Origin of the sequence: Hoeflea sp. AS60 (assembly GCF_038900115.1) — a bacterium.
GTDB lineage: Bacteria > Pseudomonadota > Alphaproteobacteria > Rhizobiales > Rhizobiaceae > Hoeflea.
On record NZ_JBBMQP010000002.1, the window covers coordinates 1,707,866 to 1,733,559 of the forward strand.

The window sequence follows — 25,694 nt, forward strand, 5'->3', positions numbered from 1 at the left end:
TTTCTTAACCCAAAACCTTAAGCCGACTGGAACCGCCTATGGGTCATTTTGCTTCCTGTGAGAGGGCGAAAAGCCCCGGATGAGAAGACCGGATTACCGGCTCTCAAGAGTTACAGAGGCGATTAACATGACCAATACCGTATTGAAGCCCGAATGGGCCGGTTTCGAATTGCGGCTCGACCCAGGCAGTTTCCCGCAACGCGTGTCCTATTCTGTCGGTAACGAGCAGCAAGACGTTTCAGTCACGCTGGATATGCGTGGCGCTGTCGTCAAGAAAGTGTTGTCGAAATCCGGACTTCCATTGTCTATCGCATTGCCAGCGCGTGCCTTCAAAGGTGTCGCGGCGCGTGCGATTGATCATGGTGACGGCAGCGTGACGGTGACGCTTGAACTTCACCATACCGACATTGCACTGTGCGTGCCTTTGCTGGTTGCGCACAATCTCGATGACATTGCAGCCGACTGGCGTGCCTGGTCCGAACTCTACGGACTGCCGATGATGATGGTGGAGGCCGATGGTGTCGCCCGTCCGCTCGATGACGGCTCGGCACAGCAATCTGGAGCCACACCGACACGCCGCCGCCGGCACAACCAGATTGCCGATCGGCGCCCGCGTTTCCTGGTTCGCCGCTCAACCGGCAAGCTTGGAATTCGCATGAAGATTGAAGGTCGCGAGATTATCGCCCGCCGTTAAGTTCCATCAGCACCTACCAAAAGCTGATACCAGCCCGGTCGCCTGCCCCACACGGGCGGCCGGGTTCTTTTTATGCCAGCAAGGCTGCGACCAATCCGACAAACACGATCAGGCCGACCCGGCTGTTGGCCTTGAACAGCGCAAGGCACTGATCGGCGTCGTCGATATCAATCACCCGGATCTGCCAGCCAAGCATGACGACGGCCAGCGCAAGCCCGGCATAGGCGGGCCAAGCCACGCCGGTCAACCAGAACGCTGCAAGCGCCATGGCGGCAAACAGGCCATAAAATCCGACGAGCCAGATCTTGGTATTCTCTGCGAATAACCGCGCCGTGGAACGCACACCGACAAGGGCATCATCTTCCTTGTCCTGATGGGCATAGATCGTGTCGTAACCGATGGTCCAAGCTATGGCGCCCACATAGAGCAGCACCGGGGGCAGCGTCAATTCGCCAAACACCGCAGCCCACCCCATCAGCGCACCCCAGGAAAAGGCCAGGCCCAAAAAGAACTGCGGCCAGTCGGTGAAGCGTTTGGCAAACGGGTAGATGACCACCACACCGAGCGAGGCGATACCAAGCAGGATCGAGAACACATTGAACTGGACCAGAACCAGCAGGCCCACCAGCGCCTGCACAACGAGGAACGCAGTCGCCGCAAGTTTTGAAATCCGGCCAGAGGGCAGCGGCCGCGAGCGGGTGCGTGCCACCTTGGCGTCGATCTTGTAATCGACAATGTCATTCCAGGTGCAGCCGGCACCGCGCATGGCGATGGCCCCGGTCATGAACAGGAACAGATGCCAGAGCATCAGCAGCGGTGACCAGACGGTATCGACGTTGGTGGCTGAACTCGCGACATTGGCGGCAAGGGCTGAAGACCAGAAGCACGGCCACATCAACAGCTGCCAGCCAATCGGCCGATCCCACCGCGCCAGCTGCGCATGTGGCCAGAGTGCGCGCGGCAGCACACGGTAAACCCAGTTTCCTGATGGCGCATCGGCGACGCGCGCGTGCTTGTCAGCAGTTGTGTGAGACGTTTTTGACATGATGCGACTGTTGCCACCGAGGCGGTGGCAGGTCAAGACGACAGTCATAACGACAATCAGGGCACCGTGATTATTGGCTGCTAGGCCCGTGCGGCTCTGGGTGCCTGTTCGAGGTCAGCGACAAAATCCCGGCTGAAGGCAAGAACAGTTTCCAGGAACAGGCCGCCGTCCTCGCTTGTGATCCGGTCAACGAGTGCTGCGCGCGATATCTGGAATAGCTTCTTGTCAGCGGCCATGTCAGCGTCAAGCTGCTTGAAGCCCATGCTCCACTGGTTGAACAGTCTCTTCTCTGCGGTTTGCTCAAGTACCACCATGATGTTGCGATGCCGATCATCACTTTCGATTCGCCTGAACGCGGAACGAACGGTATCCGCCTCCCCCTCCAGGATCTGAATGAAGACACCATCAGCCCACAACAGCATGCCGGTAATGCCGTCACGCAGGTTGTTGCGCCGGGATACGGCCAGAATTTTCTGGATATCGTCGACGGCCATTGGCTTGGACGAACCGCTGACATAGAGCATTTGCAACATGGAAATCCCCTCCCCGGTTGTTCATGGTGCGGAGCCACCAGAAGGCCGATATTAGAGAATAGATCGGAAATCGTTGCAGAAGCCTGAAAGCCATGCAGCAAATTATCCCCAAATCACCTTTCAGAGTGTCAGGCCATCAAGTTCGCTTGACCCTGCGCCCGTGATTTCTTAACCCAACACAAACGCGAACCAGGTTGCGCCCGTCCAAGGCCAGCTGACGGAGATTGTCGATGATGAATGTGCTTTTGATCGGTTCGGGCGGACGTGAACATGCGCTCGCCTGGAAGATCGCCCAATCTCCGATGCTCGCAACCCTTTATGCAACTCCTGGCAATCCAGGCATTGCCGAGCACGCGACACTGAGCGATCTGGACATCACCGATCACGAGGCAGTTGTCGGCTTCTGCCGGGACAAGAAAATTGATCTGGTTGTTGTCGGCCCCGAAGCGCCGCTGGTCGCAGGGCTCGCCGATGCGTTGAAGAAAGCCGACATCGCTGTTTTCGGACCATCGGCTGAGGCCGCGCAGCTTGAGGGCTCGAAGGGGTTCACGAAAGACCTGTGTGCCCGCGAGAATATCCCGACCGGCGCCTATCAGCGGTTCAACAACGCACCCAAGGCCAAGGCCTATGCGCGGGCGCAGGGCGCACCGATCGTGATCAAGGCCGATGGGCTGGCAGCGGGCAAGGGCGTGACCGTTGCGATGACGCTGGATGAGGCGCTGGCCGCGATCGAGGACTGCTTCGAGGGCGCATTCGGCGAGGCCGGGGCTGAGGTTGTGGTCGAGGAATTCCTTGGCGGCGAAGAGGCGAGCTTCTTCTGCCTGTGCGACGGCAAGACCGCCCTGCCCTTCGGCACGGCGCAGGATCACAAGCGTGTTGGTGACGGCGACACCGGCCCCAACACCGGCGGCATGGGCGCCTATTCCCCTGCGCCGGTGATGACGCCGGAACTGATCGAGCAGACCATGCGCGAGATCATCGAGCCGACCATGCGCGGCATGGCGGCAATCGGTGCGCCGTTCAGCGGCGTGCTCTATGCCGGGCTGATGATCGACGAGACCGGCCCCCGACTGATCGAGTACAATGTCCGGTTCGGCGACCCTGAATGCCAGGTGCTGATGATGCGGCTCAAGGACGATGTACTGGTGCTGCTGAAGGCTGCAGCGGAAGGCGAGCTGGCGCATGTCTCGGCGCGCTGGAAGGATGATGCGGCGTTGACGGTGGTAATGGCTGCGGAAGGCTATCCCGGCACGCCGAAGAAGGGCACGCCGATTTCAGGTCTGGCTCAGGCGGAAGCGAATGGCGCCAAGGTGTTTCATGCCGGGACGACGCTCAACGGCGATCAACTGGTCGCCAATGGCGGGCGTGTGCTCAATGTCACTGGCCATGGCGCAGATGTGACGACAGCGCAGGCCAAGGCCTATGAAGCAGTTGATGCGATTGACTGGCCGGGTGGATTTTGCCGCCGCGACATCGGCTGGCAGGCGGTCGCGCGAGAAGCAAAAATTTAACCTGTCGTTAACCGCTTCCAAAAACCGGATCGTAACGGCCCCTTGCTAGAGTGCACTCACCAAAACCGGAAAGTCCGGGTCAAATGGGAGTAGACACGATGCAAAGATTGATCATTGCCGCCGCGGTGTGCATTGGCGCGGGCTCAGCCAGCGCTTCCTCGATCGAGCCCTATACCCCGAGCATGAACACCCGGAACAGCATCCTGGAAATCGGCTGCCCATCCTGCGCCCGCGAGGCTGCGGAGAAAGCCGCCGAAGAGGCTCAGGTCAAACTGGCGCCGGGCGAACAAATTGTTGAAGTCCATGAAGTCGGCGGCAAGATGATGATCTACCGGACCGAGAACCTGCTTGGCGGCTCGCCGGTGACGATGGTCCGCAAGGCCAGCGAAGCCGATCTCATTGCGCTTGGCGTTGCAGAGCCTGAGAGCAACCAGATCGCTGTAACGGAAGAACGGGTCAATGGCAGCGGCGAAGTTCCGCTGACCGCGGATGCGGCGGCTGCAGCAGCGAGCGAGCCAGAACTGTTTGAACCGGTGATCGCCAACACGGCTCCGGGAATTGACCGCGATACCACGACGTCGGCGCTTAGCGACGCGCCATTCGATCCTTCGAAATTCGAGCTCAGGCTCAACTGATACTCCGCGACAGGACGGGCCCCACCACCCGTCCCCTGCCCCGCAAGCCTGATCAAGGCCCACGCGACGGGCACCCAGCCGGCGCCCACCTCCAGGGGTTGCCGGCTTCGGGTGTTATGGGCAGGCGATCAGACAATCATCCGGCGATGCGCGAGAAATCCGCAACCGCGCCGGTCGCCTGACGGATCATGGCGAGAAGCGCGAGGCGATTAGATCGCACGGTTTCAACCTCTGCGTTTACCAGCACAGCTTCAAAAAATGAATCAACTGGTTCACGTAATGTGGCAAGTGCGCTCATCGCGGCAGAATAATCTTCATTCTCAATGGCTTGAGTTGCGAGATTGACAGATTGAGTCACCGCCGCGAACAGGTTTTTCTCGGCATCAAGCTCGAACAGCGCAGGATCAACCGCATCGGCAACAGCGGTGCCCTTCTTCTCCTCGGCGGCCAGAATGTTGGCGGCACGCTTGGTTCCTGCCAGCAGGTTCTTGCCGTCCTCGGTATCGAGGAACGCGCCAAGCGCTTCGACGCGACGGGTGATGTCGAGAAGGTCATCGGAAGCCGGCGTAATCACCGCGTCGATCAGATCGTGACGGGCACCCTGATCGCGGAGATAGACCTTGAGGCGGTCGTGGAAGAAGGAGAGGAGATCCTCCTTAAGAGCATTCGAGGAGACGTCTGCTTTATCCTGCGAAGCCAGCGTTTGAACCGCTGCTGCAAACTGCTTGAGCAGTTCGAGCCGTGCGCCATTTTCCACCAGAATCCGGATCACGCCCAGCGCCGCACGACGCAGCGCATACGGATCTTTCGAGCCGGTAGGCTTCTCATCGATGGCCCAGAAGCCGACCAGCGTGTCGAGCTTGTCGGCCAGAGCGACTGCAATCGAGACCGGATTGGTCGGCACTTCATCGGAAGGACCTTGCGGCTTGTAGTGCTCTTCCAGAGCTGCTGCGACACTCGCGTCTTCGCCCTGCAGGCCGGCATAGATGCGGCCCATGACGCCCTGCAGTTCGGGGAACTCGCCGACCACTTCAGTGGTCAGATCAGCCTTGGCGAGCATGGCGGCGCGGGTGGCCAAGGCTGCATCGGCACCGACGATGGGGGCGAGTTCAGCAGCCAGCTTGGCGATGCGGCTCACCCGTTCGCCTTGCGTGCCGAGCTTGGCGTGGAAGGTGACGTTGAGTGCATCGAGGCGGGCCATGCGCTGGTCGAGCGGCTTGGCCATGTCGAGACCGAGCTTTTCAGCCGAGGCGGTAAGCTTGTCGAGATCGGGCAGATCGGCCTGGTCGGTGTTCCAGAAATAGAGTGCATCGGACAGGCGGGCGCGAACCACCTTGCCGTTGCCGTGGGCAATTTCCTTGCCGCCATCGCTGGCCTCGATGTTGGAGACCAGGATGAACTTGTTCGATAGTCCGTTGCCGGGCTTGCGGAGCACAAAGCACTTCTGGTTGGTCTTGATGGTCAGGCGGATGATGTCGTCGGGGATCTGAAGGAAGTCCTCCTCGAACTCGCCCATCAGCGTGACCGGCCATTCAACCAGACCGGAGACCTCGTCGAGCAGCCCTTCATCCTCGACCAGTTCAAGCCCGGAGGCAAAGGCGAGATTCTGGGCGTCAGAGAGAATGATTTCCTTGCGTCGTTCTGCATCAAGCACCACCTTGGCGCGCTCGAGCTTGTCGGAGTAATCATCAAAGCGGCGCACGGTGAACGGATCGGGCGCATGGAACCTGTGGCCGGATGTCGTGTTGCCCGCGACCAAGCCATCGATCTCGAAGGCGATGACGGTCGGTTCTTCGGTTTCGGGACCAAAGGTGCAGATAATCGATTGCAGCGGACGCACCCACTTGAGCGAGCCGGGCTTGGCAGAGGCCTTGCCCCAGCGCATGGATTTCGGCCAGGAGAAACCGCGGATGATGCCGGGCATCACGTCTGCGATGATCTCCTCGGCGTCGCGGCCGGGCTTGGAAATATGGGCGACATAGAAGTCGCCTTTCTTCGGATCTGTGTGCACATGGGCCTGCGAGACATCGCTCAGACCGGCCTTGCGCAGAAAGCCGGCCAGCGCCTGCTCGGGTGCCTTGGTCGACGGGCCCTTGATCTCCTCGTTCACATCCCTTGATCGCGCAGTCAGGCCTCTGACATCGAGCACCAGCCGGCGTGGCGTCCAGTATTCGCGAGCCGCCTCGTAAGTCAGGCCAGCATCGACCAGCGCGTCAGTCACGGATTTACGCAGATCGCCCGCAGCCTTGCGCTGCATGCGTGCGGGTATCTCTTCGGAGCGGAGTTCAATCAGAAGGTCGGGCATGGGATGTCCTGCAATGATATTTGGGGCGGACTTAGCAAGCCGCGCCCGAAATGTCATCCGCCGATTGGAATTTGGCTCGGTCGGTTGCCCGGTTCAGGTCGTCGAGGCCACTTACCAGCCGCCACCGCCGCCGCCGCCGCCGCCACCGCCGGAAGAGCCGCCGCCAGATGAACCGGACGAGCTTTTGGGTGCCGGCATTGATGCGGCCATGGCGGCAGACACCGCAGCAACCGAAGACGCAGCGGCCGCACCTATGTTGCCGGGAGACCAGGAATTGCCGTGATACCATCGCGGCTGGTAGGTGTTTGCCCGGTCAGGCGCGATGCGGGCCAGTTGTGCGGCCCATGCTTCCGACCAGGGTTTTTCCACGCCAAGGCCTGCCGCATAGGGCAGGAAACGCTCGAAAAGCTCTTCGGTCATTTCCGGCGCATCGCGCATGTTGAGGCGGTTGGTTTCAGCCGTCTCGATATAGAGCTTGAAGCCCTTGATGTCGGCAAGCACCTTTGCTCCGTCAGCCGTTGGCGCACCGAGAAGCCAGACCATCATCAGCATGACGACACAGCCGACAATCAGCAATGCACCTGCCAGCCGATAGATCGGCAGTTCGCTTGGAACCAGGACAACGAGAACACCGATCAGGAAGATTGCAGCGCCCAGGACAAAAAGGATGCCGCCCATGATCCGGTTGCCTGCACCGCCCTCGCTGAACAGGCTTCGCCCACCAAGCCACATTCCGCAGCCAAACAGCGATGTCATCAAGACCGGGATCATATAGAGAATACCGTCGTCCGGTGGCTGCTGCAGCATCAGTCCGATAATAAAAGTGGCGACAGCGAGAATGACACCGGGGATAAACCAGCCGATATTGGCGCTGTAGTAGCGGCCCGAATATTCCCGGGAAATGGCCATCCGCAACTTTGTCAGCGCACTCTTCAAGACCGGACCGTTTTGCTTGTCGAGGATAATTTCCTCACGGTTCGCCAGCAATGTCGAGAAAAGCGCATTCTCGCCATCAGGCAGCGCCGGCGAGCCGGGCGCGCCGGCTGCAGCTCCGCGCTGGAGCGTGACTGTTCCGCGCGAATCTTCGTCGATGCGCATGAAGCGTTTGACCCCGAGGGATAGAAGTGCTGCGATGAACGGCAGTTCCGTGCCTTTGCTTCCGGCCTTGAAGCCATTGAAATGCGCATAGGACAAGGCCGCCGGCGACAGTTTTTCAGGCGGATGGAACAGGGGAATGATGGGCGGTGCCGGCGGATCGCGGCCGACCTTGTTCCAGGCATAGAGAAAATAGACCGGAACAGCGAGCCAGCCGAGGATCAGCAGGAAGATCCCGATATTGTCACCGAGCGTTGCAAAGGCGCTGTCCGAATCCGGTGTGACCACGCCCTTGGTGAAGCCAACCGCGATGGTCATCCCCTCGGCGGCGCCAAGCGGTCTGGTCAGCTCGAACTGGACCTTGGAACTGCCCTCGCCGGTGGCTCGATAGTTCTTGCCATTATCGCCAAACGCGCCGGTGTAGGCAGAGAGTTGCTCAGCTCGGGCACCATCGGGCAATTGCACATAGGCTTCTGCCGACAGGATCGGGAAGCTCCAGAAATTACCGGTTACATTCCAATAGAGCTCGTCATATCGGCCAAAGAAGCGCAGCTGCCGGGTGGTCACATAGCGGATCGTATAGGTGTGTTTGCCGTCAGGGATGAACACGTCGGCGTCGCCAATTCTGATGCGGAAAAAACGTCCCTGCCACTCGGTGCTGTAGGTGGCAGGCTGGCCATTGTGCAAGACCTCGACGAGATCGAAACCGTTGCTTGACCAGAGCCCCCAATCATCCAGAACCCGAAGCGGGATATCGCGATAGATGCCGCGACGGATGTCGTAGCCTTCTGCATTGACCGTGATGGTTTCGGTGACTTCGAGGGCGGCGTCGGCACGCACTTTGATATCGGCGATGTAGGACCGGATCTCTTCCCTTGCCAGAGAGCCGCTGGTCAGCGTCAGCGAGACGATCAGTGCGGAGACGAGGGAAAAGAGCCATTTCATCGCGGTATCTCCTGAAGGTATGTCACACCTAGGGACGCCAGCGCGTCCCAGTAGCCCGGATAGGTCTTGCCGACGCATTTTGGATCGAGAATGGTGATGCCGGAGGTTTTGAGACCAGCCAGCGCGAAACTCATGGCGATGCGGTGATCGGCGAAGGTATCGATCTCGGCCGGCAGATGCTGGCCTGAAAGAGATGGGTCGCCAGTGACAATCAGATCATCGCCCTCTTCGCGCGCCAGACCTTCGCGGATGGCGTTGAGGCCAAGCGAGAGGGCTCGGACACGGTCGCATTCCTTGACGCGGAGATTGGCAATTCCGGTGAAGCGCACCGGCGTGGTGTTGTAGGCGGCCAGCACTGCAATTGTGGGGATGGCGTCCTGCATCTGCGAGCCGTCGATGATTGCTGGCATATCGGGAAACGCCGAAATCACGTCTAAAGCCCGGGCGTCCGGTTGGGTGAAATTGGCAGCCTGTGTGCCGATGTCGATTTTCCCGCCGGTCAGCGCTTCGACGCCCCAAAGGTAGGTGGCAGCCGAGGCATCCGGTTCAATGTGAAAATCGGCAGCCTCGTAGCCGGTCGGCTCAACACGCCAGATCGAGGGGGTGACCTGTTCGACACTGGCCCCGAAGGCCCGCATCGCCGCAAGCGTCAGGTCGATGTAACCACGGGCGCCGATATCGTCGCCGGCAAGCTCGACCGTGAAGGGTTTGCCAGAGCAAGGTGCAGCCATCAGAAGTGCCGACACGTATTGGCTCGACAACCCGGCATCGATGACCACGTGATGTGAGCTGAACCCTCCGGAGCCATTAATTGTCACAGGCGGACAGCCGGTAGCCGCCGTGATATCAACACCGAGTGACTTTAGTGCTGCGACAAGAGGCGTAATCGGCCGCTTGCGCATGTGTTCATCGCCATCGACCACAAACTTGCCATTTCCCAGGGCAACGGCTGCGGTCAGGAAACGTGTCGCCGTGCCTGCATTGCCAAGAAACAGAGGCTCGGCGGGTGGCTTGAGTTGACCGCTGCCGGTCACAACAAAGGTCGTTGCGTCAGGTTCGTCGACGCTCACGCCCATGGCGCGCAGGGCTTCGGCCATGTAGCGCGTATCATCGCTCTTCAAAGCGCCAGTCAAACGGCTGGTGCCGTTGGCAAGACCTGCCAGCAACAGGGCGCGATTGGTGATCGACTTGGATCCCGGAGGATTGACCACGCCTGAAAGAGCATGCCCCGGCGGCACGATCGTGAGCTTTTCAGTTGTCATTTTTCATTCTCGAAATGTCCCGCCTCTGAGGCGCGGTCAGAACTTGACCGTGGGAACGGCGCGATCGGCAGCATCCTCGATCTCGAAATACTCAGCCTTGACGAAACCGAACTGTTTGGCGACCAGCATCGAGGGGAAGCTTTCCACCGAGACGTTGAGATTGCGCACCGCGCCATTGTAATAGCGCCGCGACATCGAGATCTCGTTTTCGGTTTCTTCCAGCGCTTGCTGGAACTCCTTGAAGTTCTCGTTGGCCTTGAGGTCGGGGTAGCTTTCCGCCACCGCCATCAACCGTCCGAGAGCGCCACTGAGTGCGCCTTCCAGCGATGCACGCTGTTCGGGCGAACCCGAGTTGCCGGCCACGGCCTGACTGCGCAGACGGGTAACTTCCTCGAGAAGCTCCCTTTCGTGCGACATGTAGCCTTTGACGGATTCAAGCAGGTTGGGGATAAGGTCCGCGCGGCGCTTGAGCTGAACATCGATGCCGCTCCAGCCCTCGCCCGCCATCTGCCGGTTCTTGACCAGAGTGTTGTAGAGCGAAATCGCGTAAAGAACGATGCCGACCAGCACCGCCAAAAAAATCCAAGTCCCCATGCGTCCACTCCCGGCGTGAAACCAAACATCAATTTTGCGCGCAGGCCCGACCTGACAGCCCGGAGACCTTACGCACACTCTCGGTAAAAATCCACGCAATTGACCATCGCGCCGGAATTGGCAGCCTTGCCCCGGCACTCAGAATTATCACCCGGCTGTCTGATTGCGACCGGCAAAAAATCTGTCGGATGTTGGCTTGTTCATTAAGTTTAAAGCAATGCTTTACCATTCCGGCGCCATAGTTGACCTCATTGCCGGAGCCATGTTTGCCGGCTGCTGCTTTTTCACCGCGCGAATTTGAAAATACAGGACGATTTCCAGATGCAGACCTTTGACGCCACCATTTTCGAGCTCGCTCCGGTCGCAATGTGGATCGAGGATTTCTCCGCGGTAAAGCAGCAATTCGATCATTGGCGGGCCGAAGGGGTGAAGGACATCCGTGCCTTTCTCAAAGAGGATATGGCGCGCGTGGCTGCCTGCTCGCAGCAGATCAAAATGCTCGCGGTAAACAGCAAGACGCTGGAGCTGTTTGAAGCGAGAGATCTCGCGCACCTGGTGGAAAACCTCTCACTCATGTTTCGCGATGACATGCTCGAAAGCCATGTCAACGAACTGGCAGAACTCTGGGAGGGCAAGACAGAGTTCAACAGCAATGCGGTCAATTATTCGCTGTCCGGCCGGCGGTTGGACATTCAGCTGAAGGGATCGGTGCTGCCAGGCTACGAGCAGACATTGGGGCGCATCCTTCTGACGACCGAAGACGTGACAGCGCGGGAAGATGCCCGGCGGAGCGAAATGCAAAGCCGCAGGCACGCTGAAGGCTTGTTCGAGTATTCACCGGTTTCGCTTTGGGTTGAGGACTTCAGCGAGATCAAGAACCTGATCGAAACCGTGCGTGATCGTGGCATCGAGGATTTCCGGGTTTTCATGGATGTGCACCCGGAATTCATCCGCCAGTGCATGAGCGAGATCCGTGTCATTGACGTCAATCAGGCGACGCTTGACCTTTTCTGTGCCCCAGACGTTCAAACGCTGCTGCATCGTCAGACGGAGATATTCCGTGACGAGATGGAGAAACCGTTCAGAGAACAACTGATGGATCTCTGGGAGGGCAAACTTTACCATCAGCGTGAAGTGGTCAATTACGCGCTGGATGGCTCGATCAGGCATATCCTGCTGCATTTCGCTGTGCTGCCGGGGCATGAAGATGACTGGTCACAGGTTCAGGTGGCTTTGACCGACATTACCGCACGCAAGAAGGCGGAAGCCTATCTCGAATATCTGGGCAAGCATGATGTGCTGACGAAACTGCACAATCGCGCCTTCTACATGGATGAAATGAACAGGCTTGAGCGCAAGCCGTTAAGGCCTGTCTCGGCGATCATCATGGATCTCAACGGGCTCAAGGAGGCCAATGATCAGCTTGGACACGATGCCGGCGACGCCCTCTTGCGTCGGTTCGGCGAAGTTCTCAACAGCGTGGCTTCACTCCCCAATCATGCAGCGCGCATCGGCGGCGATGAATTCGCCATTCTGATGCCGGGAGCTGACAACAAGGCCGCAACCGCGATGGTTGAGACGATCAGCGAACTGCTGCACATCAACAATCAGTTCTACTCCAATGCACCGATCAGCGTGTCCATCGGCTGTGCGACCAGCAAGGACGGGGAAACGATGGAAGACATGATCAAGCGGGCTGATCTGGCGATGTATGAAGACAAGCGGGCTTACCACATCGACCGCGGACACACCGTTGACGCCGGGCACACCCCGAGCGTTCGCGAAACCGCACGCGGCCTCACTGGTGCCTGACTATATTCATTCGGCGATTGGCAAGCGGCCTTAAGGGCGCACTGCGCTCCGGTCGTGCCTGACCTTGATGTCGGCGATCTGATCGAGCATCACGCGCAGCGCCCGCAAGGCTTTTTCCTCTTCAGGATCGAGCGGCTGTTCGGGATGGAAATGCTTCATCAGCACTGTGAGTGCGTCACCGATACGGCCCAGTTGCCGACCGTAACTGCCAACATCTTCAAGGATTTCCTGTTCGACCTCGGGAGCGGTGGACTGGCCGAGATTGATATTGATCAGGCCCACCTGGCTGCCAAAGGCGCTGAACAAGCTGGTCCAGGGGCTGATAAGCTGCGACACATTTCCGGAAAGAGGAAGTTTGAATGCGGACATCGGGCTTCTCCTATCTGCACCTCCCGAGAAGAAATATAGCAGACGGATGGATCTTATCGTCAAGATTCTTGTCGTAGCCTAGAAGACCACGGCAGCTTGGCCTGACTTTCCAGGAAGACGATTTACTCGGCCGCCTCGCGGAAATTCGCACCGCCGGCATCGGTCAGCAGGAAGGCCTCGCCGCACTGACGCGACAGGTTGCGCACGCGCAGGATATAGCCCTGACGCTCTGTCACCGAGATCACGCCGCGTGCATCCAGCAGGTTGAAGACGTGGCTCGCCTTGATGCACTGATCGTAAGCCGGCAGCACGCATCTGTGCAGGGCGCCGGGCTCGGATGGTGCGCCGGATTTCAGAATGGCTTCGCATTCCTTCTCGGCATCCTCGAAATGCTTGAGCAGGATCGCCGTGTCGGCCATCTCGAAATTGTAGCGCGAATATTCCTGCTCGGCCTGCAGGAAGACATCGCCGTAGGTCACCTTCTCGGCGCCTTCGCGGCCATTGAAATTGAGATCGTAGACATTGTCGACGCCCTGGACATACATCGCCAGCCGTTCGAGACCATAGGTCAACTCACCAGCCACCGGAGCGCATTCGATGCCGCAGACCTGCTGGAAATAGGTGAACTGGCTGACTTCCATACCGTCGCACCAGCATTCCCAGCCCAGGCCCCAGGCGCCCAACGTCGGGCTTTCCCAGTCATCCTCGACAAAGCGGATGTCATGCAGAAGCGGATCGACACCAATCGCCTTGAGTGAACCGAGATACAGTTCCTGCAGGTTCGACGGGTTCGGCTTCAGGATCACCTGATACTGATAGTAATGCTGCAACCGGTTGGGGTTTTCGCCATAGCGACCGTCCTTCGGGCGGCGCGAGGGCTGCACATAGGCGGCGTTCCACGGCTTGGGGCCGAGCGCGCGCAATGTCGTTGCCGGATGAAACGTGCCAGCGCCGACTTCCATATCGTAGGGCTGCAGAACGACGCAGCCATAATCCGCCCAATAGCGATGCAGTGCGAGAATAAGCGCCTGAAACGAACGGGTGGGCTTCATGTGGTCTGGAAGGGCTTCGGTCATGGCTTGGGATCCGGATGGCGCATCATTGGTTCGCAGGCCGCCCCGAGAGCGGCCCTGAATGTGCGGCGACAGGTGCCACGGCTCATCATTACGGTCAAGTGCGAGACTGCGCCAAGCGCCGCAGCCGGTCCCGTCAAAAAGAACTATTCGTCCGGTTTTCTCAGGCGGTACTCGCCGGTTTCCGGATCCTCTATCAGGGTGCCTTGAGCGCCCGTGCGGGTTTCCTTTTCAGCATCCCTGACCCGGGCGCTGACGCGTTCGGCTTCTGCCACGAAGCGCTTGTAGCCCAGCCAGGCAACCGCACCCACGGCGGCGAGCAGAAGAAGTTGCGGCATTGTAGCAGTCCTTTTCCTCACCCCGGAAGCGGGCGTCCCCTTTGCAGGCAGAGGCAGTTCTCGCCCGTCAGCTGCTCCCAAATACGTCATTATTGTCTCGGCAAGCCAACCCGGCCGCCTGATCTTATCGGCCGGCTTCAGAGGCCGTAGCGTGCCCAGAGCGCCCGGTCCTCAAGCGCATTCAACCCTGCTTCACCAATTCCGGCAAGCGCGTCCACCGCTATCGATGAGCTCACTCCGGGAACCCGGCGGCCGAACAGGCCACGCTGCCCTGTGATCAGGCGCATCTTGACCTTGTCACCATAGCGCGCACGCAGCGTCGAGCGGACATCGCCCAACTCATCGACCAGTCCCATCTCGACGCCGCGGATGCCGGTCCAGAAGCGCCCGGTAAACATGTCGGGATCGTCTTTCAGCCTTGCGCCGCGACCTTCCTTGACCAGATCGATAAAGACCTTGTGGATGTCGAGCTGCAACTCCTTCAATCGGGAGATGTCTTCGGGGTTTTCCGGCTTGAACGGATCAAGCACCGACTTGTTTTCACCGGCAGTGTAGATCCGGCGTTCGACGCCGATCTTGTCGATCAGGCCGGTGAAACCAAAGCCTGCGGAAATCACGCCGATGGAGCCCACCACGGATGACGGATCTGCGATAATTTCATCGCCGGCACAGGCAATCATGTAGCCGCCGGAAGCCGCCACGTCCTCGACAAACATCAGGACTTTCTTGTTCTTCTCAGCAGCCAGATCGCGAATGCGTTTGTAGATCATTCGCGACTGGACCGGCGATCCGCCGGGCGAATTGACGATGATCGCCACTGCGGGCGCCTTCTTGTCGGCAAAGGCTCTGGCCAGCAATGGCGCCACAGTTGCGATGTTCAGGTTCTGGCGAAACTGGTTGCCGCCGGCCATGATGGTGCCACTCAGCCTGACAACGGGAATAACCGTCAGATCCTTGCGGAACCGGGCTGGGTAGAAAGAACTCAAAGAAACCATGGCGTGTCATTCCTGTTGTCGGCAGCACAAAATGCGGGCGTCTACATGCACCAAGCCATGTATGTCTTTTCTCACCCAGTGCAATGGCGCTGCAGGCAACCTTGCTATTTTGGCGACCGGTTTTTTGTTCGCCGAGGCCATGCAGATCCGCCATTGGAGAGATCATTCATCTGCTTTGAAAACGCGTTCCCGGGTCCCTCATGGATGAGAATGCGGTCACGCAGGCTCATCCGGGCGCGACTGCCCTTGATCGCGGTGACGAGGATGCGGATTGCATCATCGCCCTGGCGAGGGAAGACCGGTGTGACTTCCACGCCGCCGAAGCGCTTTCCGAGTGCCATCAGAATGTCGGCCATGGATTCCGGCCTTGCGATGATTGACACCTGGCCACCCGGTTTGAGGATAGCCGCGGCAGTGCGAAGCCAACGCTCGAACAGATCGTCGATCTCCATGGCATGAGCCTCGGCCTTGAGCGGATCGGGCGTCTTGCGGTCACTTCCTGCATTGAATGGCGGATTGAGGATCACATAGTCATAAGCATAATCGTCAAGACCGGCGGCACGGCGCTGACTGCCCTGAAGTGCGACATCGGCCTGCATGACGCTGCCTCGGCCGGCCAGATGCACATTCTCCGCCAACGCCAATGACCGGCGCGCGCAGTCAGCCATGGCTGGCGCCCGCTCTATCAGCACAGCGCTCAAATCAGGCAGGCGGCAAATGGCTGCGAGACCTGCCGCACCCGCGCCGGCCCCCAGATCGGCAAGTACACCTGTGGCTCCATCCGGAACGGTCGCGGCCAGCAACATGGCGTCCATGCCGGCCCGATGACCGGCATCTGACGGCTGCACCAGAAAGAACCCGCCATTGTGAAAAGCATCAACGGTATAACCAGCCAAGGCAGGATCGCTCCTGCCCGCGGCTTTCTCAGCGCCCGATGCCGTTTGAACCGCAACGGGCTCCTGCGGGTGTTGATCAGGCGCCTGCGTCACGGTCGTCCCAAGGCCTGAGTTCTGCTTCCAGTCCCGCATCAATGACAATGCGGCGGGCCTGTCCGGCCATCTCCGGATCGACAAGGATCCTTCTTGGAATGATGCCAACCGACCCCTCCATGATACTCATACCGTTGTCGGCAACCATGCAGCCGATGCCGGCGTCCCGCATCAGGCTTTGCACGAATGAAATGAGGACCGGGTCATTGGTGCGGATGAGATCGTGCATGAGTTCTCCCGACAGCGCCGCGCATTCATGTGAATGCGCAGAGGACGCCGCAACGCCTTGAAGCAATGCATGCAGGTGATCGCTCGAATGAATTCACTTGATCACGACATGCATTGTGATCCCTTTGTTTCATTCCAACGTATCAGTTATCAAGCCCTGTACTTGGCAAATCGCAGCTTGCCGTGGTGGGGGGCGCTGAATAATGTGCACACAAAGATGAATCAGGAGTCCGTATCCGTGGGCGTAGTCATATCACTGGACGATGGAAAACACAGAGACGCATCGGTGAAGCCGCTGGTGGAAAACACCAAGGCCGACATGGAGCGCGTCAACCAGCTGATCCTGTCCAAGGCCGGCTCCGATGTTGCGATGATTCCCGAGGTTGCAAACCATCTCATTTCGTCTGGCGGCAAGCGGCTCCGGCCCATGCTCACGCTGGCGTCTGCAACGATGTTTGGCTACTCGGGCGAGTTCCATGTCAAGCTGGCCACTTCAGTGGAGTTCATGCACACGGCAACGCTGCTCCACGACGACGTTGTCGATGAGAGCGATCTCAGGCGCGGTCGCTCGACCGCACGCATGATCTGGGGCAACCAGGCCAGCGTGCTCGTGGGCGATTTCCTGCTTGGTCAGGCTTTCAAGATGATGGTCGAAGTCGGTTCGCTCGAAGCGCTGGACGTGCTCGCCACCGCTGCATCCGTTATTGCCGAAGGTGAAGTGCTGCAATTGTCCGTCGCAAAGAACATGGAAACGACGGAAGATGACTATCTGGCCGTGATCCGCGCCAAGACGGCGGCACTGTTTTCTGCTGCCTGCGAAGTCGGCCCGATTCTGGCGGGCGTCAGCAAGGCTGAGCGCAATGCGCTGAGGTCCTACGGTATGAATCTCGGCCTGGCATTCCAGCTCATTGACGATGTGCTCGATTATGGTGGATCGGCACGGGATCTGGGCAAGAATGTCGGCGACGATTTCCGTGAAGGCAAGATCACCTTGCCGGTGGTGCTTGCCTATCGCCGCGGCTCCGAATCGGAGCGGGCGTTCTGGCGAGAAGCCATTGAGGGCGGAAAGAGCGATGACCAGGCGCTTGAGAAGGCGATGGGTCTGATTACCAAATATGGTAGCCTGAAAGACACAACCGCCCGGGCCGAACACTATGCTTCAATCGCGCGCGACGCACTGGCGCCATTGCCCGATTCGGAGGAAAAATCGGCTCTTCTGGAAGTTATCGCGTTTTGCGTGAACCGAGCCAGTTAAGTTCAAGACTGGATTAGGGTTGAGCTGCGGCAAGCTGAAGCCTTGCCGCCCTGCGCCAAAAAAGCCATTGTGTTGCGTATATATGCTTCGGCACTTGGCCGGCGCGTGGCCAGAACGAACATGAGGCAGGACTTTATGCGGCGAAATTTGACAGCCCGGTTTGCGGCCAGCGTTGCGCTGGGTGTTATTCTCTCCACAGGCGGGGCGTTTGCTCCCGTTACCGGCCAGGCAATGGCGGCAACAACCCAGGAACAGGATCAGCAACCCAATTTCCTTGGTTTTGCCGGTGCCTATCTTGCCGGTCGCACCGCCGATGTAGACAATGATACGAGCCGCGCAATAGAATTCTACAGCAAGGCGCTGGAGTTCGATCCCGAAAATGGCGAAGTCAAACAACGGCTGATGGTTGCGCTGTTTACAGGCGGACGGTTCTCCGAAGGCGTCGTATTGGCGCGTGAACTGAAGGAAGCCCCTGCGGTTGCGCAGGTCTCACGGCTGGCATTGATGGTCGAAGCGACCAGCAAGCGCGAGTACCGCAAGGCGGCCAAGCTGCTGGATCCGCAAGACAGCAATCCGATTGATCGGCTGCTCAACACGCTCATGAACGCCTGGGCGGAATTTGGCGATGGCAAGGGCGACGCCGCGCTCAAGTCCATTCTGGCTCTTGACGGGCCGCCCTGGTATCCGGTCTTTACCCGTTATCACGCCGGCGCGATGGCGCAGGCAATGGGCAAAAGGGCCGAAGCCCGGAAACACTTCACCGATCTTATCGCAGACCCGCAGTCAGGTGCAGCTGCGCCTGACACCTATATTCGGGGTGTCATGGCCCTGGCAGGTCTGGAAGCGCGCGATGGCAACAAGCGCGCAGCACTTGATGCTCTGGCGGCAGGCGAGGATTTTTCCCCCGGCTATGCTCCTCTCTCCGCGCTCAGGCAGATGATTGAGGACGACCGCAAGCCCGAACCTGGCGTTGCGACTGCGCAGCAGGGATCAGCTGCGGTGCTGTTCACGCTTGGCAGCGCGCTCAACCGCGATGGAGCAGAGGAAACCGTTGGGGTCTATCTTCAGTTTGCCCGGACCCTTGATCCCGACAATGCGGCAACGCTGGTTATTCTGGGCGGGCTGACTGAACGACTGGGCAAGGCGGAAGAGGCGATCAAGATCTATGAGGCTGTGCCTACCACATCTCCAATGCGTCGAGTCTCGGAACTGCAGCTTGGGCTGGCGCTTGCGGATCTGGGCCGCAACGGAGAAGCCAAGGATCACCTGAAGGCGCTGATTGCTTCCGATCCAAGGGATATCCGCAGTTACCTGGCCTATGGCAGCGTCCTGTCGCAGGACAAGGACTACGTCGAAATGGCGCTCACCTACGAGACCGCGATTTCAGTGATCGGACCGACACCTACGCGCAATGACTGGAACCTGTTTTTCCAGGCAGGCATCGCCAATGAAAGGCTGAAGCACTGGCCCAAGGCAGAGGCACATTTCAAGCGTGCGCTCGAACTGTTCCCGGACCAGCCGCAGGTGATGAACTATCTTGGTTATTCGTGGATCGACATGAATATCAATCTTGAAGAGGGCATGGACCTGATCCGCGCCGCTGTCGATCTGAGACCCAATGACGGTTACATCGTCGATTCGCTGGGCTGGGCGCATTACCGGCTGGGCCAGTATGATGATGCGGTCCGCGAACTTGAACGTGCTGTTGAACTGAAACCTGCCGATCCTACGATCAATGATCACCTGGGAGATGCCTACTGGCGCGTCGGGCGCGAGCTTGAGGCGACATTCCAGTGGAAACGTGCACTCAGCAATGAGCCGCCCGAGGATCTCATGTCGGAAATCGAACTCAAGCTGAGCGACGGCTTGCCAAGCATGGAAAAACCCGTGCCAGATACGGCCGACGGGGCAGACAAGGGCAGCAAACCGGCTGTGCCTCAGGATGGTGCCGGCGTGGACAAGAAGAGCGATCTTGGCCAGCCCGCGAGCCTGAAACAACATGCCTGGCTCGACACGCAAGCGCAGGAATTGAGACCGATGCGTTCGTTGATCCAGGGGATCAATGCCCGAAATTGATGCGCCGGCCAAGATCAACCTGGCGCTTCACATTACGGGACGGCGGGCCGACGGCTATCATCTGCTTGAGAGTTTCGTCGTGTTCGCCGAACTCGGTGATCGTGTGTCAGCCCAGCCCGCGGACCAGGATGGCTTCCTGCTGGAAGGGCCGGAAGCAGCCGCACTTTCAACCGAACCGGCACACAGCAATCTGGTGATCCGGGCGCGCGATGCGTTGCGCGATGCGGCAAGACAAACCGGCGTTGACCTGCCTCCCGTCGACATCCGGCTCGACAAACGGCTTCCAGTGGCATCAGGCATTGGTGGCGGATCTGCCGACGCTGCTGCGACGCTGAAAGCCTTGTGTCTGCTCTGGGACTTCGCGCCCGGGCAGGAAACCCTGTCTAGGATCGCGCTCGACCTCGGCGCGGATGTGCCTATGTGCCTGGATGGCAGACCGTTGATTGCCCGTGGCATCGGCGAAACGTTAAGCCCGATGGAGCTTGGATTCACGCTTGACTTGGTAATCGTAAACCCGCGTGTCGGCGTTTCTACGCCCAAAGTTTTCTCCGCGCTTGAGAGCCGCAACAATCCGGCCTTGCCCGACCCTGAAGGCCTGAACGACAAAGATCAATTCATTGAGTGGCTTTCGCGCGCACGAAACGACCTGCAGCCACCGGCACAACGCATCGTTCCAGAGATATCCGAGTGTCTTTTTGCACTGAGCCGTGCGGGTGCAGACTTCGCCCGCATGTCAGGCTCAGGCGCCAGCTGCTTTGGCGTGTTTGCAAACACGGAAGCGGCTCAAGCGGCAGAAAACCATCTGCAGCAGGAAAAGCCCGACTGGTTCGTTGCCGCCACCCGGACAATAGCTCACTGATCAAGAGCGGAAGATTGCCGCTATTGAAACGCCAGCACGGCTGCCGGGACAATCTCGCATTTCAGCTGAGTCATTGCCAAACCACGACCAAGACTTTCGAGCGACTGGCCTGACTTCGCATTGGCGATCGCCTGCCGCTTGGGAATAAGCACGCCATGTTCCAGCGCGGACAGACGACGGCGCAGCCGCTGCAGAAACGGCAGACGATACTCGCGCGACGGACGCATCCGCGCAGACATGCTGCCAACCGCCATGTGCTGACCGATATGATCGACCCATCCCAATAGCGGTCTCGCGCCCGGCTCTATCAGCAGAAGCCATTCGCCGCGCGCCGAACGGACGACATCACGCAAATCGGGATTGTCCAGAAACCGGCAACCGGCCGCATCAGCGAGCTGAGCCGTGCCATCGCGCGAGCCTCGATCAAGGATGACTACCTCTGCCACAAGGCCCTCGACCGCGCCGTGAACAAGCGCTGCAAGGGTGACAGCCAGTGCCTTATCCTGGTCTTTGCATTCAATCAAAACGCTGATCATGAGTTCTTTTAATGCATATCCCCGACATATGCCAGATGGACCAACCCGCTCACGATTGGGGACAAACTTGGCGATCAGCATTTTTGTTCTTGCTTCGTTCCATCTAGTGAGTTAGGAATATAATCACGATCGCCGGACAATTCCAAACTCACTCCCGGTGCTCATGGAGGTTTCATGCCGAGCCTTGCAACATTGAAACAGACAGCGCTGGCGCCTGGTTTGAGGCCGGCTGAAGCCGATGCGCTGATGGCAGCGAGCGGTATGCGGGTCGCGGATGAACGTGTGCGTGGCCGTGGCGCCGGGCTCAACATGTCAGGCCGCTTCGAGCTCAAGACGCGCGAAATCTTTGACGATGGCTGGAGCAGCCTTGAGGATCTGGCGCCGTTCAAGACGGAAGTGCAGATCGAAAAGCCGCGCACGATCATTACCCGCAACCAGTCGCCCGACTTGTCGTTTGACCGCTCCATCAATCCCTACCGGGGCTGCGAACACGGCTGCGTGTACTGCTTCGCGCGTCCGACACATGCCTATATGGGGTTGTCAGCGGGTGTGGATTTCGAGGCCAAGCTGTTTGCCAAGCCCGATGCACCGCGGCTTTTGGAACGTGAACTGTCGCGGTCCGGCTACAAGGTTCAGCCGATCGCAATCGGTACCAACACCGACCCCTATCAACCGGTGGAAAAGCAATGGCGCATCATGCGTCAATTGCTTGAGGTGCTGGAAGAGGCAGGACACCCTGTCGGCATCGTCACCAAATCTGCGCTGGTGATGCGCGACATCGACATCCTTTCGCGCATGGCGTCCAGAGGGCTTGCGCGTGTTGCGATGTCCGTGACCACACTCGACCGCAAACTTGCACGTACGATGGAGCCAAGGGCAGCAACGCCTGAACGGCGGCTTGAAGCGATGCGAGCCCTATCCAATGCCGGTATTCCGGTATCGGTGATGGCAGCACCGATCATTCCTGGTCTCAACGATCACGAGATAGAGCGCATTCTGGATTCAGCCAAGGCAGCGGGCGCTGATGCGGCAGGCTACGTCATGCTGCGCCTGCCAATTGAAGTGAGCCCGCTGTTTCGTGACTGGCTGCTCAGGCATTACCCGGACCGCTACCGTCATGTGATGTCGCTGATCCGTTCGATGCGCGACGGCAAGGACTATGACGCTGAATTCGGCAAGCGGATGCGCGGAACCGGGCCCTATGCCTGGCAGATCGCCCGACGCTTCGATCTGACGATGAAACGGCTTGGTCTGAATGTAAGGAAGACGCCGTTGCGGACCGACCACTTTGTCGCGCCGCGTGGAGAGGGCGTTCAGCTGAGCCTGCTTTAGCAGCACACCACTTGGCGGATGGTGGTCTACCACCTCGTTGAGGCGTCAGTGACAAGAATCGCCGCACAATAGGCCTCGCCTGGCCTGTTGTGCGGCGGGAAAACCGGACCGTGACCCGCCCCTGTAAAGCGGTCCGGCACCCGCGCGGCAACCCGTCCCCAGCCGCCGGGCCTTGCAGAGGATCGGGCGGGTGTGCGAGCTTCGCCGCAATATGGCTCGTACCCCGCCCGATTCGCTGTTTCCTGATTACCCTGCGATGCCAGACTATCGCTTTGAGCATCATGCTGTCCAAAGCGGTTTCCGCCTTGTTGGGGGCCTTGATGAAGCCGGACGAGGACCGCTGGCAGGCCCGGTTGTGGCGGCTGCGGTCATTCTGGATCCCAACTGCATTCCCGAAGGGCTGGATGATTCCAAGGCATTGAAGAAGGCCAAGCGGGAACTGCTGTATGAGGCAATCATGGCCACGTCCGAGGTGGCGGTGGCCAGCGCATCAGCCCGCGAAATCGAGGCGACCGACATCCGTGCGGCTAGCCTCACGGCCATGCGACGCGCGCTGGCCGCATTGCCCGTCAGGGCCGAATTCGCACTGGTTGACGGTCGCGACGTCCCGCCCCGGCTAGACTGCCCGGCGCGAGCGCTTGTGAAGGGCGATGCGCGCTCACTCTCCATCGCAGCCGCCTCAATCATTGCCAAGGTCACACGCGACCGCATGATGGTTCGGGCAGCCAGTGTCTATCCGCAGTATGGATTTGAAAGGCACATGGGCTATGGCGCGCAGAAGCATCTTCAGGCGATTGCCGAGCACGGTCCCTGCCCTTTGCACCGGATGACTTTCCGGCCCATGCGCAAAGACTGAACGTATCAGTCCAATCTACATTTTCACTTCTGCACCGAACGTGCTGCCTGGTTGGGATCGACTGCCGGGTGCAATCTACGCAGCAAACAAAAAAGGCCGGGACATGATCCCGGCCTCGATTTCAGTCACTGAACGGAAGGCTCAGTTGAGCTGGGTCTTGATTTCGCCAAGCGAAGTCTTGAACAGCTCGCCAGAGGCCTTGCTGTCGACCTTGGAGGCAATCAGCTTTTCAGCTGCGACAATGGCAAGATCAACTGCCTTGGCGCGAACCTCGTTGATCGCTTCGGCTTCGGCCTGACGGATCTTCTGTTCGGCCATCGCGGTGCGACGGGTAACATATTCCTCGGTCTTGGCCTTTGCGTCAGCACGCAGCAAAGCGGCTTCCCTCTCCGCGGCGCCGAGAATGCTCTCGGCTTCGGATTCGGCTTCCTTGCGTTTGCGCTGATACTCTGCGAGCAGTTGCTGGGCTTCTTCGCGCAGCTTCTTGGCTTCCTCGAGTTCATTGCGAATCTGGTCGGCACGCTTGTCGAGTGCGCCCGCAATCATCGCGGGCACCTTCACGTAAGCCAGGATGCCCAGAAAGATAATGAGACCGACGAGTGCCCAAAATGTAGCGTCCATGATCGTCTCTCCTGCCTAGTTGCCCGAAACAGCGCGGATCGCCGCAGCGACCTCTGCCTTGGTCACGGTGCCGCCAAGAAGATGCTTGACCACATCGGATGCTGCATCCTCGGCAATGGTATCAACGTCAGCCAGAGCCTTGGTCTTGATGCCCGCAATGCTTTTCTCTGCATCAGCCATCTTGGAAGCCAGCTCGGCTTCGGTCGAAGCACGCTCCGCTTCCGCTGCAGACTTGGCCTTTTCACGCGCAGCTTCAGCAATCGCCGCAGCCTTCTTGCGCGCATCCGCCAGTTCCTGCTCGTAAGCAGCAATAGCGTTGTCAGCCTCTTCCTTCAGACGGTTGGCTTCATCGAGATCCTGGGCTATCCGGTCACGCCGGTGCTCCAGAATGCCACCGATGCGGGGCACGATGACCTTGGACATGAGCAGATAGAACAAGCCGAAGGTGATCGCCAGCCACAACAGCTGCGATGCGAAGGTCGATGAATCGAAGGGCGGAAATACACCGCTGACGTGACTTTCGCCGGCGAATGATTCGGTTTCCGAATGGGTCCCTTCGGTGGGGTTGGACTCGGCGTAAGCCGGGGTCACAACAAACATGGTCACCTCCAGATGAAATGCCACGCCGGGGTATCCGGCGTGGCAAGCCTAAACTCTTGTTCGTCTATTAGACGGCGAAGAGCAGAAGGAGTGCAACGAGCAGCGAGAAGATGCCCAAAGCTTCGGTCACGGCAAAGCCGAAAATCAGACGGCCGAACTGGCCATCAGCTGCCGACGGATTGCGCAGAGCGCCTGCCAGGTAGCTACCGAAGATGTTGCCCAGACCAATGCCTGCGCCGCCCATGCCGAGACATGCGATGCCGGCGCCGATGTACTTTGCTGCTTCTGCTTCCATGATAAAACTCCTTTGGAATGGGATGGATGCTATTTTGTTGGCGGCGAACCGCCGGTGAGTTGATCCTAGTGGCCGGGATGCAGGGCGTCGTTGAGGTACATGCAAGTCAGAACCGCAAAGACGTACGCCTGAAGGAAGGCGACGAGGAACTCGAGACCGGTCAGCGCCACGGTCATGGCCAGCGGCAGAATTGCCGTGCCGATGCCAAGCGCGCCCATGCTGCCAAGCGATGCAACAAAGCCGGCAAACACTTTCAGCGTGATGTGTCCGGCCAGCATGTTGGCGAAAAGACGCACAGACAGACTGATCGGACGCGACAGAAACGAAATAACCTCAATCATCACAACCAGCGGCATAAGCAGGCCCGGAACGCCTTGCGGCACGAAGAGATTGAGGAAATGCAGACCATGCTTCCAAAACCCGTAAACCACCACGGTGCCGATGACGAGCATGGCGAGTGCAAAGGTGATGATGAGATGGCTGGTGATGGTGAAGAAATAAGGGAACATGCCGATCAGGTTCGCGACCAGCACAAACATGAACAGCGAGAAGACCATCGGGAAGAACCGCATCCCCTGCGATCCAGCGCCGTCGCGCAGCATCGAGGCGACAAATTCATAAGACATTTCCGAGATCGACTGCAGACGCGATGGAACAAGACCGCGATTGGCAGTGGTCATGAAAAGGAAGCCCGCTGCTACTGCAACAGTTCCCACCATGAACAGGGAAGAGTTGGTGAACGACAGGTCGAGGCCACCGATTTCGATGGGGACGAGCTTGCTGATCTGGAACTGGTGAATCGGATCGTTTGACACCTAAAACCTCTTTCTCGCCATCCGGC

At 59.1% G+C, this 25,694-nt stretch carries 26 protein-coding genes; 9 read left to right on the top strand and 17 right to left on the bottom strand.

What is annotated here, in order from left to right; all coding sequences use genetic code 11:
• The first annotated feature begins 127 nt into the window (after nt 1-127).
• Complete coding sequence (locus tag WNZ14_RS18600) at nt 128-694, top strand: DUF6101 family protein (protein WP_342870106.1); 567 nt, start codon at nt 128-130, stop codon at nt 692-694.
• A 70-nt stretch (nt 695-764) separates the two neighbouring features.
• Here WNZ14_RS18600 and ubiA read toward each other — a convergent pair whose 3' ends face one another.
• Nucleotides 765-1,739, bottom strand: coding sequence for a 4-hydroxybenzoate octaprenyltransferase (gene ubiA / locus WNZ14_RS18605; protein ID WP_342870107.1), 975 nt, complete (start codon nt 1,737-1,739; stop codon nt 765-767).
• A gap of 80 nt (nt 1,740-1,819) precedes the next feature.
• Entirely contained in the window at nt 1,820-2,272 is a 453-nt protein-coding gene (locus WNZ14_RS18610; RefSeq protein WP_342870108.1) for a BLUF domain-containing protein, read from the bottom strand.
• 233 nt (nt 2,273-2,505) lie between these two features.
• Here WNZ14_RS18610 and purD point away from each other — a divergent pair, with 233 nt between their 5' ends.
• The gene (gene purD, locus WNZ14_RS18615) at nt 2,506-3,783 is read left to right on the top strand and encodes a phosphoribosylamine--glycine ligase (protein WP_342870280.1); all 1,278 of its coding nucleotides are present in this window, start codon (nt 2,506-2,508) and stop codon (nt 3,781-3,783) included.
• Between the two features lie 98 nt (nt 3,784-3,881).
• Complete coding sequence (locus WNZ14_RS18620) at nt 3,882-4,418, top strand: plant virulence effector HPE1-like domain-containing protein (protein ID WP_342870109.1); 537 nt, start codon at nt 3,882-3,884, stop codon at nt 4,416-4,418.
• A gap of 136 nt (nt 4,419-4,554) precedes the next feature.
• Here WNZ14_RS18620 and glyS read toward each other — a convergent pair whose 3' ends face one another.
• From glyS to WNZ14_RS18640, 4 genes are all read right to left on the bottom strand, one after another.
• Nucleotides 4,555-6,723 carry a glycine--tRNA ligase subunit beta gene (gene glyS / locus WNZ14_RS18625; protein WP_342870110.1) on the bottom strand — a complete coding sequence of 723 codons (2,169 nt, stop codon included), beginning with the start codon at nt 6,721-6,723 and terminating at the stop codon, nt 4,555-4,557.
• 111 nt (nt 6,724-6,834) lie between these two features.
• Nucleotides 6,835-8,763: a DUF2207 domain-containing protein gene (locus WNZ14_RS18630; RefSeq protein ID WP_342870111.1), complete on the bottom strand. Its 1,929-nt coding sequence runs from the start codon at nt 8,761-8,763 to the stop codon at nt 6,835-6,837.
• Complete coding sequence (locus tag WNZ14_RS18635) at nt 8,760-10,025, bottom strand: 3-phosphoshikimate 1-carboxyvinyltransferase (RefSeq protein WP_342870112.1); 1,266 nt, start codon at nt 10,023-10,025, stop codon at nt 8,760-8,762. The genes WNZ14_RS18630 and WNZ14_RS18635 overlap by 4 nt, the downstream gene beginning before the upstream one ends.
• Before the next feature lie 36 nt (nt 10,026-10,061).
• Complete coding sequence (locus WNZ14_RS18640) at nt 10,062-10,619, bottom strand: LemA family protein (RefSeq protein ID WP_342870113.1); 558 nt, start codon at nt 10,617-10,619, stop codon at nt 10,062-10,064.
• Between the two features lie 321 nt (nt 10,620-10,940).
• Here WNZ14_RS18640 and WNZ14_RS18645 point away from each other — a divergent pair, with 321 nt between their 5' ends.
• Entirely contained in the window at nt 10,941-12,431 is a 1,491-nt protein-coding gene (locus WNZ14_RS18645; RefSeq protein ID WP_342870114.1) for a sensor domain-containing diguanylate cyclase, read from the top strand.
• A gap of 30 nt (nt 12,432-12,461) precedes the next feature.
• Here the strand turns inward: WNZ14_RS18645 and WNZ14_RS18650 are convergent, their stop codons facing one another.
• The 6 genes from WNZ14_RS18650 to WNZ14_RS18675 all read right to left on the bottom strand — a co-directional run bounded on the left by WNZ14_RS18650 (nt 12,462) and on the right by WNZ14_RS18675 (nt 16,424).
• Nucleotides 12,462-12,800 (bottom strand): hypothetical protein, encoded by a 339-nt coding sequence (locus WNZ14_RS18650; protein WP_342870115.1) that lies wholly within the window; start codon nt 12,798-12,800, stop codon nt 12,462-12,464.
• Nucleotides 12,801-12,922: 122 nt separating this feature from the next.
• Nucleotides 12,923-13,876 carry a glycine--tRNA ligase subunit alpha gene (locus tag WNZ14_RS18655; RefSeq protein WP_342870116.1) on the bottom strand — a complete coding sequence of 318 codons (954 nt, stop codon included), beginning with the start codon at nt 13,874-13,876 and terminating at the stop codon, nt 12,923-12,925.
• A gap of 143 nt (nt 13,877-14,019) precedes the next feature.
• Nucleotides 14,020-14,211, bottom strand: a complete 192-nt coding sequence (locus tag WNZ14_RS18660) for a hypothetical protein (RefSeq protein WP_342870117.1) — start codon at nt 14,209-14,211, stop codon at nt 14,020-14,022.
• 137 nt (nt 14,212-14,348) lie between these two features.
• Nucleotides 14,349-15,206: a S49 family peptidase gene (locus WNZ14_RS18665; protein ID WP_342870118.1), complete on the bottom strand. Its 858-nt coding sequence runs from the start codon at nt 15,204-15,206 to the stop codon at nt 14,349-14,351.
• 104 nt (nt 15,207-15,310) lie between these two features.
• Nucleotides 15,311-16,102 (bottom strand): methyltransferase, encoded by a 792-nt coding sequence (locus tag WNZ14_RS18670; RefSeq protein WP_342870119.1) that lies wholly within the window; start codon nt 16,100-16,102, stop codon nt 15,311-15,313.
• Between the two features lie 76 nt (nt 16,103-16,178).
• On the bottom strand, nt 16,179-16,424 hold the full coding sequence (locus WNZ14_RS18675) for a DUF2007 domain-containing protein (protein ID WP_342870120.1): 246 nt from the start codon (nt 16,422-16,424) through the stop codon (nt 16,179-16,181).
• Nucleotides 16,425-16,661: 237 nt separating this feature from the next.
• Between WNZ14_RS18675 and WNZ14_RS18680 the strand changes: the two genes are divergently transcribed.
• The 3 genes from WNZ14_RS18680 to WNZ14_RS18690 all read left to right on the top strand — a co-directional run bounded on the left by WNZ14_RS18680 (nt 16,662) and on the right by WNZ14_RS18690 (nt 20,613).
• Entirely contained in the window at nt 16,662-17,678 is a 1,017-nt protein-coding gene (locus tag WNZ14_RS18680; RefSeq protein ID WP_342870121.1) for a polyprenyl synthetase family protein, read from the top strand.
• 135 nt (nt 17,679-17,813) lie between these two features.
• Entirely contained in the window at nt 17,814-19,754 is a 1,941-nt protein-coding gene (locus WNZ14_RS18685; protein ID WP_342870122.1) for a tetratricopeptide repeat protein, read from the top strand.
• A complete protein-coding gene (locus tag WNZ14_RS18690) occupies nt 19,741-20,613 on the top strand; it encodes a 4-(cytidine 5'-diphospho)-2-C-methyl-D-erythritol kinase (RefSeq protein WP_342870123.1) in 873 nt (290 codons plus the stop codon). The genes WNZ14_RS18685 and WNZ14_RS18690 overlap by 14 nt, the downstream gene beginning before the upstream one ends.
• 20 nt (nt 20,614-20,633) lie before the next feature.
• On the opposite strand, the gene WNZ14_RS18695 is transcribed toward WNZ14_RS18690, so the two are convergent.
• Complete coding sequence (locus WNZ14_RS18695; protein WP_342870124.1) at nt 20,634-21,149, bottom strand: glycosyl transferase; 516 nt, start codon at nt 21,147-21,149, stop codon at nt 20,634-20,636.
• Between the two features lie 174 nt (nt 21,150-21,323).
• Between WNZ14_RS18695 and WNZ14_RS18700 the strand changes: the two genes are divergently transcribed.
• Nucleotides 21,324-22,481: a PA0069 family radical SAM protein gene (locus tag WNZ14_RS18700; RefSeq protein WP_342870125.1), complete on the top strand. Its 1,158-nt coding sequence runs from the start codon at nt 21,324-21,326 to the stop codon at nt 22,479-22,481.
• A gap of 211 nt (nt 22,482-22,692) precedes the next feature.
• Entirely contained in the window at nt 22,693-23,337 is a 645-nt protein-coding gene (locus tag WNZ14_RS18705; protein WP_342870281.1) for a ribonuclease HII, read from the top strand.
• 141 nt (nt 23,338-23,478) lie between these two features.
• On the opposite strand, the gene WNZ14_RS18710 is transcribed toward WNZ14_RS18705, so the two are convergent.
• The 4 genes from WNZ14_RS18710 to WNZ14_RS18725 form a co-directional block, all read right to left on the bottom strand.
• On the bottom strand, nt 23,479-23,958 hold the full coding sequence (locus tag WNZ14_RS18710; RefSeq protein WP_342870126.1) for a F0F1 ATP synthase subunit B: 480 nt from the start codon (nt 23,956-23,958) through the stop codon (nt 23,479-23,481).
• A 15-nt stretch (nt 23,959-23,973) separates the two neighbouring features.
• Nucleotides 23,974-24,558, bottom strand: a complete 585-nt coding sequence (locus tag WNZ14_RS18715; protein ID WP_342870127.1) for a F0F1 ATP synthase subunit B — start codon at nt 24,556-24,558, stop codon at nt 23,974-23,976.
• Between the two features lie 67 nt (nt 24,559-24,625).
• A complete protein-coding gene (locus tag WNZ14_RS18720) occupies nt 24,626-24,853 on the bottom strand; it encodes a F0F1 ATP synthase subunit C (protein WP_045648097.1) in 228 nt (75 codons plus the stop codon).
• Between the two features lie 65 nt (nt 24,854-24,918).
• Nucleotides 24,919-25,668, bottom strand: coding sequence for a F0F1 ATP synthase subunit A (locus WNZ14_RS18725; RefSeq protein WP_342870128.1), 750 nt, complete (start codon nt 25,666-25,668; stop codon nt 24,919-24,921).
• Nucleotides 25,669-25,694: the final 26 nt, after the last annotated feature.